Below are 17881 nucleotides of genomic sequence, written 5' to 3' on the forward strand. Positions count from 1 at the left end.
CGTGCCCCCAGCAGGCGTCCCGGCGTTCGACCTGACCGGCCGGCTGGCCCTGGTCACCGGTTCCGGCCGCGGCATCGGTCACGCCATCGCCCGCGGCTACGCGCTGGCCGGGGCGCGCGTCGTGCTGAACGGCCGCGACACCGCACGGCTGGAGGCGAGCGCCGCGGCCCTGCGCGAGGAGATCGTCTCCTCCGATCCCGCGCGTTCGCCGCAGGACGTCCAGGTCAGCGTGTTCGACGTCACCGAGGCCGATGCGGCCGAGCGGGCGGCCGAGGCGGTCATCGACGCCCACGGCTGCCCGGACATCCTCGTGAACAACGCCGGGATCCAGATCCGCGGCGCGCTGACCGAGATGCCGGTCGAGGACTGGAGACGCGTGGTCGACGTCAACCTCACCGGCGGTTTCGTCGTCGGCCGCGCCCTCGCGCGCCGCATGCTGCCGCGCGGCAGCGGGAAGATCATCAACGTCTGCTCGGTCCAGAGCCACCTCGTACGGGCGACGACCGGGCCGTACGCCGCCGCGAAGACCGGGCTGACCGGGCTCACCCGGGCCATGTGCGCCGAGTGGGCGCCGTCCGGCATCCAGGTCAACGGGCTCGCCCCGGGGTACATCGACACCGATCTCAACGCGCCCCTGGTCGCGGACCCGGAGTTCAGCGGCTGGATCACGCGCCGCACCCCGGCCGGGCGGTGGGGACGCGTGGAGGACGTGGTCGGCCCGGCCATCTGGCTGGCCTCGGCCGCGGCGGACTTCGTCAACGGCCAAGTGATCTATGTCGACGGCGGCATGACGGCGGTGATCTGAATGGACTCCAGGGCCCTCGTCGTCGCGGAGCCGGGACGACTCACGGTGGAGACCCGGCCGACCGCGGCGCCGCGCCCGTACGAGGCGCTCGTCGCCGTCGCGTACGGCGGGATCTGCGGCTCCGACCTGCACTACTGGAAGAACGGCCAGGTCGGGGAGTCCGTCCTCCGCTCCCCCATGGTCCTCGGGCACGAGATCGTCGGCGTCGTCGCCGCGCCCGCCGCCGACGGGTCGGGACCGGCGCTCGGCGACCGCGTCGCGGTGCACCCGGCGCAGGTGTGCGGCCGCTGCGGATACTGCCGGCGGGGCGAGGAGAACCTCTGCACGGCACTGCGCTACCTCGGCAGCGCGGCCCGGGTCCCGCACACGGACGGCGGCTTCGCCGAGCACCTGGTCGTGCCCGCGAGCCGCCTCGTGCCGATCCCCGGCGGGCTCGGCCTGAGGACGGCCGCCCTCGCCGAGCCCGCCTCGGTGGTGCTCCACGGACTGGGGCGCGTGCGCCGGCTGGGCCGCCGCGTCGAGGACGCCGACGTCCTCGTGACCGGCGCCGGTCCGATCGGCCTCCTCGCCGTCGCCCTGGCCGTCGCCTCCGGCGCGCGTACGGTCACCGCGACCGACGTCTTCGACCACCCGCTGCGGGTGGCGCTCCAGGTAGGGGCGGCGCAGGCCGTACACGCCGACGCGGAGACCGGGGTACCGGCCGCCGACATCGCGATCGAGTCGTCCGGCTCGCCACGGGCGTTCGCCGCCGCGCTCCGCGCGCTGCGCCCGGGCGGGGTCCTCGTCAACGTCGGGCACCTGCCCTCTGGCGGCGTCACCGCCCCGCTGCACCTGACGGTCACCCGCGAGCTGACCGTGACGGGGTCGAGCCGCTTCTACGGGGAGATGCCCGAGGCATTGTCGATCATGGACCGCGACGCCGGGCGCTTCGCCCCCATCGTGACGTCGGTCTTCGCGCTGGACGACGCGGTGGCCGCGTTCCAGGAGGCGGCCGACGCCGCGCGGTCGAGCAAGGTCCTGCTGTCGTTCACGGCGCCGGGTCAGCCCGTCGACGAGTCCGGGCGGCGGTAGTTCGTCAGGTCGATGCTCTTGGCGATCGCGTCGATCGTGTCCCGGTAGCGGTCGGGCAGCTCGATGGTCTCCATCAGGACTCCGGAGCTGGGAAGCCACCACAGGCGCGGCGTGGAGCTGAAGCCGTTCCGGCAGTCGAGACGGTACTCACGGTAGACCGCCGTACGGCCCGCGACCGGGCGCGTGCCGCGGACCGTGACGCCCTCCCTCGTGACGGCCTTGGCGAAGTCTCCGTCGGAGCCGGGCACGCAGCCCGGCACCTCGCCGACGTCGCCGTAGGTCGCCCAGCCGTGCGGGGCCTCGTACTCCGGCTGCTCCCCCTTGGCCCACACCTGGATGGACAGGCCGCCGTGCCCGCAGGAGGACTTCGCGAACTCCTGGGGCCGTACGCAGATGAGGGTGTCGTCACCCATGTTCGACGTGGACGACGTCCATCCGAGCGGCACGATGTAGGAGAGCCCGAGGTTCTCGACCCGGCTGCCCTGCAGCGCGGTCGAGGACGGGGTGGGCGTCGTCGCCGGCTCCGTCTTCGAGTCCCCGGACGCGGACGGTGAGCTCCCGGCGTGAGCGGAGCCGAAGTGGGACGGCACGAACACCAGTGCGGCGACGAGGGCCGCCGTGGCGAGCGCGCCGCCGCCGACCAGGTACGCCTTACGCCGCGACGGCCGGCGCGGGGCGGAGGTCCAGGCGGGGTCGTCGGGCGCGGACGGCATGGCCCACGTGTGGTCGAGGAACCGCGTGGCGTTCGTCACCGGGTCGCTGTGGCCGAGGGGCGTGGCGAGCGCGTCGAGCAGCTCCGGCGACGGCTGGCGGACGCGGGGGTCCTTGTCCACGGCCCGCCCGACCATCTCGCGGTAGCCGTCGGGCAGGCCCGCCGTGTCGAGCGTGGCGTTGAGCACCCGTGCGGCGACGACCTCCGGACGATCGCGGCCGTACGGCCGGACGCCCGTCGCGGCGTAGTAGACGATCAGTCCCCAGGCGTACACGTCGGCGGGCGGCCCGACCTCCTCGCCGCGGTAGTGCTCGGGACTGATCCAGCCCGACGAACCGAGCATGAGGCCGGTACGGGTCATCGAGGTCTCGTCGAGGGCGCGCGCGATCCCGAAGTCCACGACTCTCGGCCCGTCCGGGGCGAGGATGAGGTTCGACGGCTTCAGGTCACGGTGCACGATCCCGCGCGAGTGCAGGGTGAGGAGGGCCTCGGCCAGGCCGGTGGCCAGCCCGTGCAGCTCGTCGCCGGACATCGGCCCGGCCTGCTCGATCCGCTGGTCCAGCGTTGGCCCGGGGATGTACTCAGTGGCGAACCAGGGCACCTGGCCGTCCGGGTCGGCGTCCACGACGCGGGCCACGCACCGGCCGCCGACGCGATGGACGAGCGTGACCTCACGGGCGAAGCGCTGCCGGAAGTCCGGGTCGTGCGCGAGGTCGGGCCGGACGACCTTGACGGCGACGCGACGCCCCCCGGCGTCTAATCCCGCGTAGACGACCCCCATTCCGCCCGCGCCGAGCCGGCCGACGAGCCGGAAGCGCCCGATCTGGTGGGGGTCCTGCGGTGTCAGAGGCTCGATCGCCGCCATATCGCCATGACCTCCGGCCGAGTGCGTGGTTCACCGCTCGGCCGACGAACCACTGATCGAGGACATTCTCTACGCGGATGGCGTCAAGATCGCGGTTCTCTCACAAAGCCGGCGATGACGGTCGTCACAATCTTGTGGACGGCGTCCGCCTCCGGGGGGATCCCCTTGCGGTCGGCGAACAGCAGGTGACCGGACCCGACCAGGGTGGGAGCGAGCGTGCCGATGTCCGCACCGGGCGTGAGGCGGCCGAGTTCGCGCTCGGCGGTGAGGTAGGAGGCGATCATCTCCGTGGCCTCTGCCACGAGCGGGATGCCGGTCGGCCGGGTCTGGCGCAGCCGGGCGCGCAGGTCGTCGCGGAAGATGATGAGACTGACGATCGCCACCGCGACCGACCCGAACAGGTCGGTCAGCGCGCCGGTGAGGTTGCCGGCGACGGTGCCGGTCCCGGCGGAGTCGCGCAGGGCCGCGGCCTGGCCCTCCAGCCGGGCGATGCGGTCGAGCACGAGCTCGGCGAGGAAGGCGTCGAAGTCGGCGAAGTGCCGGTGCAGGACGCCCTTGGCGCAGCCCGCCTCCGTGGTGACCGCCCGGCTGGTCAGCGCGCTCGGCCCGTCGCGCACGAGGATGCGTTCGGCGGCGTCGAACAACTGCTCCCGCGCGTCGCGCAGGGCGACCCCCGTCGGCATCGTCCCATCCCCTCCTTCGCTGGACGGACCCTACCCCGGTTGACGAGTGGGCGGTCGCCCACTTAAATGGGCATATGCCCACTCTACCGGCGGAACAACCGCCCTCCCCTCGGCCCGCGCCGCACGAGCACCGGCGGATGGCCGAGTCCTTCGGCGTGGACGCCGAGCGTTATGACCGGACGCGCCCGCCGTATCCCGACGCCTTGGTGGAGCGGATCCTCACCCTCAGCCCCGGTGCTGAGTTCCTCGACGTGGGGTGCGGGACCGGGACGGTGGCCCGGCAGTTCCAGGCGGCGGGCCGTACGGTGCTGGGCGTCGAGCCCGACGCGCGCATGGCGGAGTTCGCGCGGCGTACGGGCGTCGAGGTCGAGGTGGCGCGGTTCGAGGACTGGGACCCGGCGGGGCGGTCCTTCGACGCCGTCGTCGCCGGCACGGCCTGGCACTGGGTGGACCCGGTCGCCGGCGCGGCCAAGGCGGCGCGGGTGCTGCGGCCCGGCGGGCGGCTGGCGGTGTTCGGGCACGCGTTCCAGCTTCCGGAGGAGGTCGCCGGGGCCCTGGCCGCGGTCTACCGGCGGGTGGCGCCCGACTCTCCGTTCGGCGCCGCTCCGGGGACGAACATCCTGGACGGCTACCAGGGGATGTACGCGGGGTTCGCGGCCACGATCGGCGGCGTGGACGGGTTCGGCGAGCCGGAGCAGTGGCGGTTCGACTGGGAGCGGTCCTACACCCGGGACGAGTGGCTGGACCAGATGCCGACGCAGGGCGGCCTCACGCGGCTTCCGCCGGACGGGCTGGCCGAGGTGCTGACGGCCGTCGGGACGGCGATCGACGCGATGGGCGGCGCCTTCACGATGCCGTACGCCACGGTGGCGGCCACCGCGGTGCGAACCGGCGGCGGGCCGGGAGAAGCCGCGATCCGGGGGTAGCGCGCCGGATAAGCCGGAGGATTCAGCCAGCAGTCCACGGCCCAGTACGGAGGGCGCCGGCCGCGGCGGCCCCTCCGTACGCCTTCGGGTGTTCGTCATCGAGGAGACCCCCTGGTGCCGATCGTGGGCCACCACAGTGACCGCGACGTGGCCGGCCGGCCACGGATCGGGGCGGACTCACCGGCCCGTACGGCGGAACCTCAGGTTTCATGATCACGGGGTGGCTCCCGTCCCGTTGATCGCGCCCGGCGCGCGTGCTTGAGTGGATGGCGGGGCTGTGCCGCGACACTCACGAGGAAGACGGCCGATCTCATGGGCGAACACGTAGTCGTCATCGGCGCCGGTGTCTACGGCGCGGCGGTGGCCGCCGCGCTGACGCGGCGGGGCGCACGGGTCACCGTGGTCGACGCGGGCGCGCCCGCCGGCGGCACCTCCGGCGCGACGTTCTCCTGGACCAACGCCAACGGCAAGGAGCCGCGTTCGTACCACGATCTCAGCGTCGCGGGCATGGCCGCCCACCGGCGGCTGGCGGCCGAGGCGGCCGGTGACTGGTACCACGAGCACGGCAACCTGGAGTGGGCCGAGGACGAGACCGGCGTCGCGGAACTGCGCGCGAAGGTCGCCGGGGTCCTGGCGTACGGGTACGAGGCGTGCTGGCTCCGCCGGGCGGAGGCGCTGAGCCTCGAACCCGGCATCGATCCCGCCCTGCTGCCGGCCGACGAGATCGCCTTCTTCCCGCGCGAGGGCTGGGTCGAGCCGGCCCGCCTGATCGGCCACCTGCTCGCGAGCGCGGCGTCCGGTGACGCCGAGGTGGTCCACGACGACGCCGTCACCGGGCTGGAGGTGACCGAGGGTACGGTCGGCGCGGTCCTGCTCGCCTCGGGCCGCCGGCTCGCCGCGGACGCGGTCGTCAACGCCGCGGGGCCGCAGGCCGCCAGGATCGCCGGATTCGCCGGGCTCACCCTGCCGATGCGCAACACCCGCGGCGTGCTCGTCTACACCTCACCGGTCGCGGTCTCGGTGTCCCGCGTGGTCCACGCCCCGCGCGTCCACGTACGCCCGGACGGCGCGGGCCGGCTGCTGCTGCACGACCCCGAGGTCGATGGCGCCGCGCGCGTCTCCGCCGATGGCGAGATCGACGTCGATCGCGCGGCCGTCGAGCACGTGCTGCGGGAGGGCCGCGCGCTCTATCCGGGCATTCGCGCCGCGACCGTCGAGAGCGTCCGTGTCGGCGAACGCCCCATCCCCGGCGACGGCCTGCCCGTACTCGGGCGCGCGCTCCGGCTGCCCAACTTCCATTTCGCCGTGTCCCACAGCGGCGCGACCCTGAGCGTCCACGCCGGCGACCTGGTCGCCGCGGAGGCCCTCGGCGAGAACCAGGACGACGCCCTGGCCGCCTTCCGCTTCGAACGCCTCTGAACCACGACCGGGGCACGGCGCCCGATGCGACCGGCGGCGGTCCGCCGAGACGGGTGGCCAGGTACGACGGGCAGCCGAGCCGTGACACCACCTTCGGCCGGCCCCGTCTCCGGGAGGCGGCACAGAATCCGTTGGCGACGGCGACCAACGATCACCGGGAGCCCCACCTGGGCACGCGACCCGCGCTGCCGCTCGACGGGCGGCGCCAGATGTGGTGAAGGGCGATCGGCAACCAGCGCCGCGGCTACCCCACCTGGGCGCGCGGCGTGCGATGCGGGCGCCGACCCGTAGGTACGGGCGCCTGCTCGGGTGCGGCGGGCAGCCGTACCGTGAAGGCCGCGCCCTCGCCCGGCCGGCCGGCCGCCTCCACCGTGCCGCCATGGCTCTCCACGACCTCGCGGACGAGTGCCAGCCCCAGCCCGAACCGGCGGCCCTCCCCCAGCATGCCGCGGGTGAAGCGCTGGAAGATGCGCTCGGTGTCGCGCGGGTCGAGGCCCACGCCGTCGTCGCGTACGACCAACTCCACCTGGCCCTCGCCGCGGCGCAACGCCACCTGGACGTGGCCGCCCGGCAGCGTGTGGCCGATGGCGTTGTCCAGCAGCGCGCCGACGACCCGGCTCAGCGCCGACTCGACGCCGGCCACGACGCAAGGAGCGTCCGCGCCGGTCAGCGTCAGCCGGGTCGCCCGGGACTCGGCGCGGGCGGCCTCGGCCGACACCAGCGACCGGACCACGGCCGCGAGGTCGACGGGGCGGCCCTCCGCGGCCCGCGGCGGGAGCTGGGCGGACAGCAGGAGGTCCTCGATCACCTCGCCGAACCGCCGGGTGTCGGCGACGATGGCGCGCAGTTCGTCGGAGTCGGTACGGCGGGCGAGAAGCTGGGCCCGTGTGTGCAGCCGCGTCAGTGGAGTACGCAGCTCGTGGCTGGCGTCGGCGACGAACCTCCGCTGCCGTTCCAGCGCCTCGGCCAGCGGTCTGATCGCGCGCCGTGCCAGGAGCTGCCCGGTGACGAGCGCGGCGGCCAGGCCCGCGAGCTCGGCGATGATCAGCGCGGTGTACAGCCGGCGTCGTTCCTGGATCTCGTACCGCCGGTCGAGGGCGGCCTGCACGACCGCCGAGCCGTGGTGCTCGGTCCGCATGAGGTAGTCGATCCCGTTGATCCGGTGCCGGCGTACGACGGTGCCCGTGGCCCGCAGGTCGGCGCGTACGGGCAGCGCGGCGGGCGCGTTCGGCGTGCGGTGGATCGCGCCGCCCTCGACGGCGAAGACGAACACGCACGGCGGCGCGTTCTCCACGGCGCCCGAGGCGATCACGCCGCGCAGCTCGCGCTCGGAGTCGCGGCGCTGCCCGGTGCTCACCGACAGGTAGACGATCGTCCCGACGAGCGCCACGACGACGGTCACGGCCGTCGCGAGCTGCACGGTGAGGGTCCGCCGGACCCGCGACAGCATCTGCCGGTCCGGTCCGGAACGCGCCCTCACAGCTCCCCCGCCCGGTATCCCGTGCCGCGAACGGTGCGCACGGCGCCCCGGCCGAGCTTCTGGCGGAGGTAGTGGATGTAGGTGTCGACGATGGAGTCGGACGTCGTGGTCTCAAAGACCCGGTTGCGCAGCTCGGTCCGGGTGAACACCGCGCGGGGCCGGCTGGCGAGCACGCGCAGCAGCTCGAACTCCCGTGGGGACAGCTCGACCTCGCCACCGTCCGCCAGGCGCGCCCTCCGCAGGGCCAGGTCGATCTCCCCGGAGCCCAGCAGGAGGGTCCGCGTACGGTCGCGGTGGCGGCGGCGCAGCGCGCGGACGCGCGCCAGCAGCTCCTCGATCTCGAACGGTTTGACGAGGTAGTCCTCGGCGCCGGCGTCCAGCCCGGCGACCCTGTCGGCCACCTCGCCGAGGGCGGTCAGCACGAGGACGGGGGTGGCGACGCCCTTCCCGCGTATTCGCCGCAGCAGGTCGAGACCGTCCAGGTCGGGCAGGATCCGGTCGACGATCAGCACGTCGTACGACCGGCTGAGCGTCAGGTGCAGGGCCCGCTGTCCGTCGTACGCCACCTCGACGAGGTACCCCTCGCCGTCGAACAGGTCCTTCAGCATCCCGGCGATCTCGGTGTCGTCCTCCACGAGAAGCAGCCGGGGCGGCTGTGTGGTCACGCAGTCAGGATTCCACGTAAACCACCGCACGCGAGACACAAGCCTCAGCCCCGACAGCATCGGGCGGATCAGACCGCGTTGAGCAGCCGGGACGGATTGACCGAGCTGGTCTCGTGCACCTGCTCGTCGCTCAGCCCGAAGGCGCGCATGTGCGCGCGGAGCAGCCGCGTCGCCTCGACGGTGTTGGGGAACAGCGGCTCGCCCGCGTCACTGGAAAGTGTCACGTGCTCCGTGCCGAGCGCCAGGATCGTCTCGCACATCCGCGCCGGGTCGACGCCGAGCAGCGGCGAGATCTCGTCGTAGGTGAAGTTCATCGTGACGCCCGCCGCGGTCAGCTCGCGCATCTGCTCCAGGCTCAGGTCGATGAACGGGCTGAACGGGTGGTCGATCACCGCCTTCGTGATGCCCAGCCGGCGTACCTCCTCCGCCATCGCGTAGATCTCCTCGTGCGTGGCGTGCGCGAACGAGATCATCACGTCGTGGTCGGCGGCGATCTCGAAGACCTCCCGGTACTCGGGCTTGAGCGCGCCGTGCTCGTCGATCGTGTACGCGCCGGCGCGCAGCGCCTCGTCCCACGGCAGCGGGTCACTCCACTCCCGCGAGTCGACGCCCCACCAGACCGGCAGGCCGCCGACCTTGTTCAGCGTGTTGGCGCTGCGGAAGACCGGCATCCACACGGCGGCGGCGCCGTCCTCGAGCGCCTTGCGCGCCGCCTCCGGCACCGTCATGCCGCGCGTGTCGGTCGCGATCCACCCCGACCACAGCCGTACGGGCTCGATCCCGGTCTCCTCGCACCACTCCGCGAGGTCCTCCTCGACCTGGCGTACGACGGCGGCGGCACCGAGCGCGTCGGGGCGGTTCATGCCGACGACGCTCTTGAACAGCAGGCCCTTCATCCCGCTCGCCGAGGCCAGTTTCGCGATCGCCAGCGCGTCCTGCTGGCCCTCGTGGGAGTGGCAGTGGATGTCGACCGCGCCCTCGACGCCGTACACGGCCGGCGGGACCAGGACCTCGCCGCGGTACCCCATCCGGGCCCGGTAGGAGGACAGGAACCGGTCATGCGGGGCGTTGTTCGCACGGCGCAGCCGTGCCTCGGCGAGGATCTCCTCATCCATCGGTCAGCTCTTCCTGTAGGCGTGTTTCACGGGTCTCGAAGTGGCGGCCGGCCAGCCGCAGCCGCCTCGCCTCCAGCACCATGTACGTGCCGCAGACGAGCTGGACCACGCTGCGCCAGACGTTCTCCCACCGGTCGCGCAGCCGCAGCAGCGTCAGCCGCACGCGGTGGCGGCGTGGGTCCGGGCGGGGGCCGAGCAGGCACGGGCCGCGGTTGGGGATCGAGCGGGTGTGCGCGGCGGAGGAGGCCAGCGTGAAGCGGCGCAGCGTCTCACGTACGACCGCGCGCATGGCGACCGGCGCGATGCCGCGCGCCGGGCAGGGGCGGTTGGCGGTGACGCCGAACGGGATGTGGTTCGCCTCCCGTACCGAGACGTGCTCCCACCGGCCGGGGTCGAAGCTCGCGGCGTTCTCGAAACCGGCGGAGTGGAAGTCGGCGTAGTTGAAGCAGAGCACGGAACCGGCCGGCAGCGTGGTCCGCTCGTCCACTACGATCTCCGCCGACGTGATCCGGTGCGCGATCCCGAACAGCGGGTAGCGGCGCATGCTCTCCTCGACCACCCGGTCGAGGTACGCCTCGTCGCCGGGGTCCGCGGCCAGTCTCCGCTGCAGCTCCGGGTGCTGCGCGATGGCCAGCAGCAGGTGCGTCATCGCCTCCGACATCTGCACCACGGCCGTGTTGAAGAAGGTCCCCTGCAGGTAGAAGACGCGCTCGGCGGGCGACAGCCCCTCCGGCAGCGGGTGGCATACGTCGCCGAGCCGCGCGCGCAGGTAGGCCGTCAGGCGCTCGCGCCGGTCCATGTGCCGCAGCCCGCAGCCCTTCAGCGCCGTGACGACGTCGTCCGCGTTGCCGACGATCAGGTCGCGGGCCTCCGCCGGGCACGGCTCGCCGAAGACGAGCTCGTAGGAGAACTCGGCCCAGACCGGCATCATCAGGTCACGCAGCCGGACGAACCCGTGGCCGTTTTCGTCCAGCACGTGCGACGCGCAGCGGGCGGCGAGGGACGCGACGTCGGCCTTCGGCCGGGCCAGAATCCTGCGGGTGACGCGCGCGACCTCGTCGTACCGCTCGCCGGGCTCCAGGTGTTCCTGGTGCACCTCGGGACCGGGCGCCAGCCAGTACCAGAACAGGTCGGACAGGCCCGCTCCCTCGCTGCGCCCGTCGGCGGCCGGGTGGGAGTAGACCTCCTTGAAGCGGTCGACGCCGACCAGCTCGCCGGGGATCGGGATGCCCTCCTCGCCGTTGATCCGCGCGAAGAGGCGTACGCGCAGCCCGACGACGAGCCGCGGCAGCCAGTACGGCAGGCAGACGAGCGCCGTGGCGGCACCCGTCGCCACGGCCGCTCCCGCCGCGATCAGCACCGCGCGGCCTGCACGAGGTCGCGGCCGAGCGAGCGCGGCGAGTCGGCGCCGCAGAGAGTGAGGGCGTTCTCCAGCTCTCGCCGCAGCAGCCGCAGGACCGCGGTCACGCCGTCCTCCCCCGCCGCGGCCAGGCCCCAGACCGCCGGGCGGCCGATCGCGACCGCGTTCGCGCCGAGCGCGAGGGCCTTCACGACGTCGGTGCCGCGCCGTACGCCGCTGTCGAGCAGGACCGGCACGCGGCGGTCGACGGCGTCGGCGATCAGGGGGAGCCGGTCGATCGTCGGGGGCGTGGTGTCGAGCTGCCTCCCGCCGTGGTTGGAGACGATGAGCGCGTCGACCCCGCGCTCGACCGCGAGCCGGGCGTCCTCGGGGTGCAGCACGCCCTTGAGCACGATCGGCAGGTCGGTGATCTCCCGCAGCCGGTCCAGATGGGTCCACGAGATCTCCGGCGACAGCACGACCTGCCGTACGCTGCCCGGCTCGTCCGCGCCGGTGAGACCCTGCAGGTTCTCGCACCGGATGCCCGGCGGCAGGTCGTGGAAGTCGTTGCGGTCCCCGCGCTCGTTGCGGCCGAGGGCCGGCGAGTCCACGGTGACCACGAGCGCGCCGCAGCCGGCCGACTCCGCCCGCCGTACGATCGCCTCGGTGATGGCCAGGTCCGGCTGCACGTAGAGCTGGAACCACAGGGAGGGGTCGGGCGCGACCTTGCGCGCCTCCGCCGCGACGTCCTCGATCGCGACGGTCGAGAGCATCGCCGCGATGAGGGTGACCCCCGCCTTGGCGGCGGCCCGCGCCGTCTCGCGCTCCCCGTCGGGGTGCGCCAGCCGGTGGAACGCCGTCGGCGCCAGCATGATCGGCATCGACGTCTCGTCGCCGAGCAGGGTGACGCCGAGCCGGGGCGGCGCCACGCCGCGCAGGATCCGCGGCACGAGGGTGAGCCGGGTGAAGGCGGCCTCGTTGGCGCGCACGGTGACCTCGTCCTGGGCGCCGGAGGCGAAGTAGTCATAGAAGACGGGGTCAAGGCGTTCGCGGGCGAGGGCCTCGAACTCACGGATGTTGACCGGTTCGTGGTCGGCCATGTCAGGCCGTGACCTGGTCGGTGCCGACGACCGGCTGAATGCGGGCTCCGTCCATCGCGCGATCTCCTTTACCGGCTCGCTGACCGTGACCCGCACGACGGTAGGCCGGGTTTCTCAGAGAGGCTCTAAGGAAGCCGGGGCGGCCGGACGCCGTTATGAAGTGCGGATTCACCGCGAATTCGCAGGTCAGAATCGCCGGTGCCATTCCGGCGCCGCGTGCGTCTTTTTGATTTCGAAGCGAGCATGACTCTTGGTGTTTCCTCCGCGCCGCTCCTACGCTCTCCGCCATGCGATCCGCACTGATCAGCCGCGCGCCGCCGCCGCCTGGATAAAGGTGATTGTTCAACCACTTTTCCGCTCACTGAGGTCAGGAGATATCGATGAGCCATTCACTCACCACGCGCCGCGGGCGGCCGGTCGTGCTCGGCGTCGCCGTCGCGGCGATGCTCGCGTTCACGGGCGCGTGCGCCAACTCCAAGGACAACGGGCTGCCCGGTGGCGGCTCGGGCGCCACCGGCGACGGCGCGAAGGCGTACGACTCGATCATCACGGGTTCCCCGGTCGCCGACGCGGGCGCCATCCCCGCGGGCTCGTGGGCGGACAAGATCAAGCAGCGCGGCTACCTGCGGGTCGGCGGTACCGACGCCGGTCCGCTGTTCTCCATCAAGGACCCGGTCACCGGGCGGCTCACCGGTTTCGACGCGGGCCTGTCGCAGATGCTGGCGCATTACATCACCGGCGGCAAGGACATTCCGAAGCTGACCAAACTGACGATCACAACGGTCGACACGCGCGAGAAGCTCATCCAGAACAACAGCGTCGACGCCGTCTTCGCGACGTACACGATCACGCCGGAGCGGGCCAAGAAGGTCGCCTTCGCGGGCCCGTACTACGAGTCCGGCGACGCGATCATGGTGAAGAAGGGCAACACCGCGATCAGCCAGGTCTCCGACCTCAACGGAAAGACCGTCGCGACGGAGAGCAACTCGACGGCGGCCCTGTCGCTGAAGAAGTTCGCGCCCAAGGCCAAGGTGCTGCTGTTCACCGAGGACGCGCAGTGCGTCGCCGCCGTCCAGCAGGGCCGCGCGGACGCGTACGTGCTCGACCAGGGCATCCTCATCAGCGACGCGAGCACCAACAAGGCGGTCAGCGTCGTCGGCCAGCCCTTCACCAAGGAGCCGTACGGCATCGGTGTGCCGCACGACGACGCGGCGGCGAAGAAGTTCGTCGACGACTGGCTGACCAAGATCTACGCCGACGGCTCGTGGGCCAAGCTCTGGAAGGCCACGATCGGCACCATCGTCAGCGGTGACGCGCCCAAGCCGCCGGCCATCGGTTCCGCCGAAGGCTCCTGAGGCCCGTCATGCACATCATCCTGTCCCACAGCGGCGATCTGCTGGCCGGGTTCGGAGTGACCATCGAGCTCACTCTGCTGGGCTTCGCCGGCGCGGTGATCCTTGGAACGTTCCTCGCGATCTTCAGGGTCGTACCGGTCGCGCCGCTGCGCGTGGCCGGCGCGATCTACGTGGAGTTCTTCCGTAACATCCCGCTGCTCGCGCTGCTCATCCTGGTGATCTTCGGCCTGCCCGACGTCGGCGTGACCTACTCGCTGTTCGTGTCCGCCACGATCTGCCTGGCGCTGTCCGGGGCCGCGTTCGTCTGCGAGGCGATGCGGGCCGGCATCAACACCGTGCCGGTGGGGCAGGCCGAGGCCGCCAGGGCGATCGGGCTGACCTTCGTGCAGTCGCTGCGTCACGTGATCCTTCCGCAGGCGTTCCGCACGATGGTCCAGCCGCTGGTGAACGTCTTCATCGGCGTCGCGCTCAGCTCGTCCCTGGCGGCCGCGGTGGGCGTCAGCGAGCTGACGAACCGCACCCAGCAGCTGAACCTGAGGTACGCCGAGGCCGTCGGGTCGTTCCTGGTGGCCGGGGTCCTCTACCTCCTGCTCGCCCTGACCGGCGGCGGCGTCGGCGGCTGGCTCGAACGACGGCTGGCGATCCGCCGATGACCGTCAACCGCGTCCTCTTCGACGCGCCGGGGCCGAAGGCGCGGCGGCGTACGCGCTACGCGACCGTCGTCGCGGTCATCGCCATCGCGGCGGTCATCGCGCTCGCGCTGAGACAGTTCGGCGACAACGGCCAGCTCGCGGGCGACCGCTGGCAGCCGTTCGCGCAGATCGGCTACATCAAGTTCCTGTGGACCGGCCTCCAGGGGACGCTGAAGGCCACCGCCATGTGCGCGGTCCTGGCGTTTCCTCTCGGCGCGCTCCTCGCGCTGCTGCGGCTGGCGCGCAACCGGGTCACGCGTTACCTCGCGACGGCCTACATCGAGCTGTTCCGCGCCGTGCCGCTGCTTCTGCTGATCTATGTGTTCCTCCTGGCGCTGCCGCCGGAGGGGATCAACCTGCCGATCTTCTGGAAGCTCGTCGTCCCGATCACGATGGTCGCCTCCGCGATCCTCGCCGAGGTGTTCCGCGCCGGGATCCTCGCCCTGGACCGCGGCCAGTCCGAGGCCGCCTCGGCGATCGGGCTGACCTACTGGCAGTCGATGCGGATCGTCGTGCTCCCGCAGGCCGTACGGCTCGTGGTCCCGACGCTGGTCGCGCAGCTCGTCAGCCTGCTGAAGGACAGCACGCTGGGCTACGTCGTCAGCTACCCGGAGCTGATGAAGCAGGGCAACAACCTGACCGTCTACACCCACCTGCTCGTGCAGACCTACATCGTGATCGCCGTGGTCTACGTACTGATCAACTTCGCGCTCTCGCAGCTGGCCTCCGCCCTCGAACGGCGGATGCGGCGGGCGCGCAAGTCCGTACGCGGCGTCGACGTCCTGGAGGAGGTGACCGGCGGAGAGGAACGTCCCTCGGCGACGCTCCTGCACTGAGCCCCCCGATCACCCTGCGCCGGCCGGACATGGAAACCCGCGATCATGGGCAGCTAGTCATGGTCATGTCCGGTGACCGGCCGGCGCGGTCCGGTCCATGACCTCGGGGGAGCTCCGGATGACGGCCCGAATCACGCGGCGAGGTCTGCTGCGTCGCCTTGGGGCGGCGACCGGCGGCGGCATGCTCGCACCGGCACGCTCGTTCGCGGACACGCGCGCCTCCTGCGCGGAGCTCCCGCCACCGCCCGTCGCGCCGGTCGACCCGAAGGCCGCCGCGCGCCACGGCATCGCCTACAAGGCGATGCCGCGCGAGGTCGTGGGCGTCGACGTCGAGTCCCTGATCACCGTCAACAGCGCCGCCGACGTGGCGTCGAAACGCGCCGGGCTCATCGCTTATGTGTGGAAGAGCCCACGCCTTCCCGACGGCTCTCCGCGCGTCGAACACGGCGTCTCGGCGCCGCCGCTGGCAGGGCTCTCTTCCGCGGCCCGGATCGACGCGCTGATCGTTCCTCTGAAATATGAAATGACGTCGCGGGTATTTCACGTACTGGCCCGGCGGCCGAACGGGCGGCTGGCGCTCTATCACAATGGGCACAACGAGCCGGCCGCCACGATGCTGCGTACGGTCGACGGTCTGCTCGGACGTGGCTACTCCGTACTGGTCTTCGCCATGCCCTTCATGCACTGGAACGCCCAGCCGATCGCCGACCCGGCCGTCCCGGGAAAATCGGTCACGATCACTTCGCACGACGCGCTCGTCCGCTGGGAGTCGCCGAGTTTCTCCGCCCTGACGTTCTTCCTCGAGCCCGTCGCGGTCGCGCTCAACTACGCCATCGCGACCTACCGCCCGTCCTCGGTGCAGATGATCGGCCTGTCCGGCGGAGGGTGGACGACGACCGTGTACGCCGCCATCGATCCCCGGATCACCCGGAGCTATCCGGCGGCCGGCAGTCTCCCCTTCCACCTGCGGCCCGCCTCGCTCAACGTGACCTCTTCGGTCGGCGACTGGGAGCAGCGCAGGGACACGCTGCCCGGCTTCTACGGCATCGCCGAGTACCTCGATCTGTACGTCATGGCCGCGGCGGAGCGCCGCCGGCGTCAGCTGCAGGTCCTCAACCGTTTCGACCCCTGCTGTTTCAGCGGCGTCGGCCATCGCGACTACGCCGCCGTGGTCAGCCACCGCACCGGCGTCATCGGCCAGGGCTCCTGGGACGTCCTGGAGGACGCCACCCACGACGAGCACACGATCTCGCCCTACGCGCTGTCCGTGATCCTGCACGACCTCGATGTTCACCGCGACGGCCTCTGAATCAGGCGGGCTTCGCCCCGCGGAACGAGTTGGACCGGAGCGGACGAGATCCACGTCGCGCACGGGCTGAGCGCCGGCGTTCCACGGCGTCGTCACCGCCCCGGCCGCCCGGCCGTGCCCGGGTTCCGCGCCTACATGACCGTCGAGCCGCGCGGGACCTTGTGCCAGGGAGGACGCGCCGCCGCCATAGGCGGTCGGGGTGCTCGGTCCAGACCTTCGTCCTCGACGTCGTGGTCCGCCTCTGACGGCGGCGCCGAGCGACGAGGCCATCGCCCGCCGGCTCTGCATGGCCCATCGCACGGCCCAGCGCCGCATCGCCGGGCTGATCGAGCGCCTCGACGTACGGACGAGGTTCCCTGCCGGTGTCCAGGCCGCCCTCCGCGAGACCACATCCGTCCCTGACCGGGCCGGCAATGGCGGGCCGGTCAGGGGCGGATGAGCATCTCCTCCGCGGCCGCCTTGATGAGTTTCCGCGACTCCTCCGCGTCGAGCGCCTCGGGTCCCTTGCTCTCGCCGCCTTCGAGGAGGGAGAAGAACGCGTCGGCGTAGTCGACGATCCGGTCACCGCCTTCGACGACTTGACCTCTTCCCGCGCTCTCGATGTAGAGGACGTCGTCGAGCGATCGGAAGCCCAGAATTGTGAAGGGGCCGTTGAGCCCGAAATGCGATCCCTTGCCGAACGGGATCACATGGACGTTGATGTTGTCGCGCCGGCCGAGCGCGATGAGGTGGTACAGCTGCTCGACCATCAGGCCCGGATCGACGGACACTCCTATTCGCCGCCGGATCACCGCCTCGTCGATGACGTAAGTCTCCTCGGGGAGCAGCGCCGGATCGCGTCTGTCCAGCTCCTTCCGGCGCTGAAGACGGAACCTGACCACGGTCTCCACCCTGTCGGCCGACATGCTCTCCCGCGTGACGACCTGCGCATAGGCGGGCGTCTGCAACAGCGGCGGAATGAACGCGTTGTGCGACTGCCGTATCGTTGAGGCGCCCGCTTCGTATCCGACGAACTTTATGATCTCGTCGCGGATTCCGGTGCCTCTATAGGCGTCCCACCAAGCCGTTCTCTTCGAGCCACGTGAAAGGTCGTGGAGCTCGCCCATCCGGTCCCGGCCGGTGATTCCATAGACCTTCAACAGAGCCTCGAGGTCGTTTTTGGTAAGGGCGGTCTTCCCTCCCTCGACGCGAATCACCTTCGCCTCCGACCATTCCATCGCGGCGGCCACTTTGGACTGCGTCATACCGGTCTCCGCGCGCAGCCGAACCAGCTCGTTCTTCAACAGCGCGCGCTGAACGACCGGACCATGATCCTCATGCACCGGCGGCTCTCACTCTCTGTGTTGATCGGGATCAGTCATCTCGCCACGAAACCATGTGCAAGGTGGCAGATCGAAGGGATTTTCCCTGCCATCTTGCAAGTCGGTTGCCAGCAGAATTGCGGTAGGCACTTCACGAATTCAAGGCTCTCACCTGCGTGGATGCAATGGGTTACAAGCTTATGGCCCC

At 71.6% G+C, this 17881-nt stretch carries 16 protein-coding genes; 8 read left to right on the forward strand and 8 right to left on the reverse strand.

The genetic code is table 11. From position 1 onward, the window contains the following. Window position 1: 1 nt before the first annotated feature. Window positions 2-805 (forward strand): SDR family oxidoreductase, encoded by an 804-nt coding sequence (locus tag QWU11_RS13775; RefSeq protein WP_290107367.1) that lies wholly within the window; start codon window positions 2-4, stop codon window positions 803-805. Further along, a complete protein-coding gene (locus tag QWU11_RS13780; RefSeq protein ID WP_290107372.1) occupies window positions 806-1876 on the forward strand; it encodes an alcohol dehydrogenase catalytic domain-containing protein in 1071 nt (356 codons plus the stop codon). It begins immediately after the preceding gene. On the opposite strand, the gene QWU11_RS13785 is transcribed toward QWU11_RS13780, so the two are convergent. Both QWU11_RS13785 and QWU11_RS13790 read right to left on the reverse strand, forming a co-directional pair. Next, on the reverse strand, window positions 1846-3453 hold the full coding sequence (locus QWU11_RS13785; protein WP_290107374.1) for a serine/threonine-protein kinase: 1608 nt from the start codon (window positions 3451-3453) through the stop codon (window positions 1846-1848). The genes QWU11_RS13780 and QWU11_RS13785 overlap by 31 nt on opposite strands. An 83-nt stretch (window positions 3454-3536) precedes the next feature. Then, on the reverse strand, window positions 3537-4136 hold the full coding sequence (locus tag QWU11_RS13790) for a TetR/AcrR family transcriptional regulator (protein WP_290107376.1): 600 nt from the start codon (window positions 4134-4136) through the stop codon (window positions 3537-3539). A gap of 74 nt (window positions 4137-4210) precedes the next feature. Here QWU11_RS13790 and QWU11_RS13795 point away from each other — a divergent pair, with 74 nt between their 5' ends. Next, a complete protein-coding gene (locus tag QWU11_RS13795; RefSeq protein ID WP_290107381.1) occupies window positions 4211-5062 on the forward strand; it encodes a class I SAM-dependent methyltransferase in 852 nt (283 codons plus the stop codon). A gap of 312 nt (window positions 5063-5374) precedes the next feature. Beyond that, complete coding sequence (locus QWU11_RS13800) at window positions 5375-6481, forward strand: FAD-binding oxidoreductase (RefSeq protein ID WP_290107387.1); 1107 nt, start codon at window positions 5375-5377, stop codon at window positions 6479-6481. Window positions 6482-6725: 244 nt separating this feature from the next. On the opposite strand, the gene QWU11_RS13805 is transcribed toward QWU11_RS13800, so the two are convergent. The 5 genes from QWU11_RS13805 to QWU11_RS13825 form a co-directional block, all read right to left on the reverse strand. Then, window positions 6726-7961 carry a HAMP domain-containing sensor histidine kinase gene (locus QWU11_RS13805; protein WP_290107389.1) on the reverse strand — a complete coding sequence of 412 codons (1236 nt, stop codon included), beginning with the start codon at window positions 7959-7961 and terminating at the stop codon, window positions 6726-6728. Further along, entirely contained in the window at window positions 7958-8626 is a 669-nt protein-coding gene (locus QWU11_RS13810) for a response regulator transcription factor (protein WP_290107393.1), read from the reverse strand. Before QWU11_RS13810 ends, QWU11_RS13805 begins: the two co-directional genes overlap by 4 nt. A 68-nt stretch (window positions 8627-8694) precedes the next feature. Then, the gene (locus tag QWU11_RS13815; protein ID WP_290107395.1) at window positions 8695-9741 is read right to left on the reverse strand and encodes a DUF6282 family protein; all 1047 of its coding nucleotides are present in this window, start codon (window positions 9739-9741) and stop codon (window positions 8695-8697) included. Then, window positions 9734-11077, reverse strand: a complete 1344-nt coding sequence (locus QWU11_RS13820; protein ID WP_290107399.1) for a cytochrome P450 — start codon at window positions 11075-11077, stop codon at window positions 9734-9736. Before QWU11_RS13820 ends, QWU11_RS13815 begins: the two co-directional genes overlap by 8 nt. 17 nt (window positions 11078-11094) lie before the next feature. Continuing rightward, window positions 11095-12180, reverse strand: coding sequence for an alpha-hydroxy acid oxidase (locus QWU11_RS13825; protein ID WP_290107403.1), 1086 nt, complete (start codon window positions 12178-12180; stop codon window positions 11095-11097). A 380-nt stretch (window positions 12181-12560) separates the two neighbouring features. On the opposite strand from QWU11_RS13825, the gene QWU11_RS13830 reads away from it, so the two are divergent. The 4 genes from QWU11_RS13830 to QWU11_RS13845 all read left to right on the forward strand — a co-directional run bounded on the left by QWU11_RS13830 (window position 12561) and on the right by QWU11_RS13845 (window position 16372). Next, window positions 12561-13535, forward strand: coding sequence for a glutamate ABC transporter substrate-binding protein (locus QWU11_RS13830; RefSeq protein ID WP_290107411.1), 975 nt, complete (start codon window positions 12561-12563; stop codon window positions 13533-13535). Between the two features lie 8 nt (window positions 13536-13543). Further along, entirely contained in the window at window positions 13544-14188 is a 645-nt protein-coding gene (locus tag QWU11_RS13835) for an amino acid ABC transporter permease (RefSeq protein ID WP_290107414.1), read from the forward strand. Then, window positions 14185-15063, forward strand: a complete 879-nt coding sequence (locus QWU11_RS13840) for an amino acid ABC transporter permease (protein WP_290107423.1) — start codon at window positions 14185-14187, stop codon at window positions 15061-15063. Before QWU11_RS13835 ends, QWU11_RS13840 begins: the two co-directional genes overlap by 4 nt. A 118-nt stretch (window positions 15064-15181) precedes the next feature. Continuing rightward, window positions 15182-16372 (forward strand): hypothetical protein, encoded by a 1191-nt coding sequence (locus QWU11_RS13845; protein ID WP_290107430.1) that lies wholly within the window; start codon window positions 15182-15184, stop codon window positions 16370-16372. A 425-nt stretch (window positions 16373-16797) separates the two neighbouring features. Here QWU11_RS13845 and QWU11_RS13850 read toward each other — a convergent pair whose 3' ends face one another. Next, window positions 16798-17694: a helix-turn-helix transcriptional regulator gene (locus QWU11_RS13850; protein WP_290107432.1), complete on the reverse strand. Its 897-nt coding sequence runs from the start codon at window positions 17692-17694 to the stop codon at window positions 16798-16800. Window positions 17695-17881: the final 187 nt, after the last annotated feature.

The sequence above is a fragment of the Actinomadura sp. DC4 genome (genome assembly GCF_030406325.1).
Classification (GTDB): Bacteria; Actinomycetota; Actinomycetes; order Streptosporangiales; family Streptosporangiaceae; genus Actinoallomurus.

What these genes read in the sequence shown, in the direction of transcription:
- QWU11_RS13780 (WP_290107372.1), top strand. Translation starts at nt 806, where the DNA reads ATGGACTCCAGGGCCCTCGTCGTCGCGGAGCCGGGACGACTCACGGTG.
- QWU11_RS13835 (WP_290107414.1), top strand. Translation starts at nt 13,544, where the DNA reads ATGCACATCATCCTGTCCCACAGCGGCGATCTGCTGGCCGGGTTCGGA.
- QWU11_RS13795 (WP_290107381.1), top strand. Translation starts at nt 4,211, where the DNA reads ATGCCCACTCTACCGGCGGAACAACCGCCCTCCCCTCGGCCCGCGCCG.
- QWU11_RS13825 (WP_290107403.1), bottom strand. Translation starts at nt 12,180, where the DNA reads ATGGCCGACCACGAACCGGTCAACATCCGTGAGTTCGAGGCCCTCGCC.
- QWU11_RS13830 (WP_290107411.1), top strand. Translation starts at nt 12,561, where the DNA reads ATGAGCCATTCACTCACCACGCGCCGCGGGCGGCCGGTCGTGCTCGGC.
- QWU11_RS13800 (WP_290107387.1), top strand. Translation starts at nt 5,375, where the DNA reads ATGGGCGAACACGTAGTCGTCATCGGCGCCGGTGTCTACGGCGCGGCG.
- QWU11_RS13840 (WP_290107423.1), top strand. Translation starts at nt 14,185, where the DNA reads ATGACCGTCAACCGCGTCCTCTTCGACGCGCCGGGGCCGAAGGCGCGG.
- QWU11_RS13790 (WP_290107376.1), bottom strand. Translation starts at nt 4,136, where the DNA reads ATGCCGACGGGGGTCGCCCTGCGCGACGCGCGGGAGCAGTTGTTCGAC.
- QWU11_RS13785 (WP_290107374.1), bottom strand. Translation starts at nt 3,453, where the DNA reads ATGGCGGCGATCGAGCCTCTGACACCGCAGGACCCCCACCAGATCGGG.
- QWU11_RS13815 (WP_290107395.1), bottom strand. Translation starts at nt 9,741, where the DNA reads ATGGATGAGGAGATCCTCGCCGAGGCACGGCTGCGCCGTGCGAACAAC.
- QWU11_RS13845 (WP_290107430.1), top strand. Translation starts at nt 15,182, where the DNA reads ATGACGGCCCGAATCACGCGGCGAGGTCTGCTGCGTCGCCTTGGGGCG.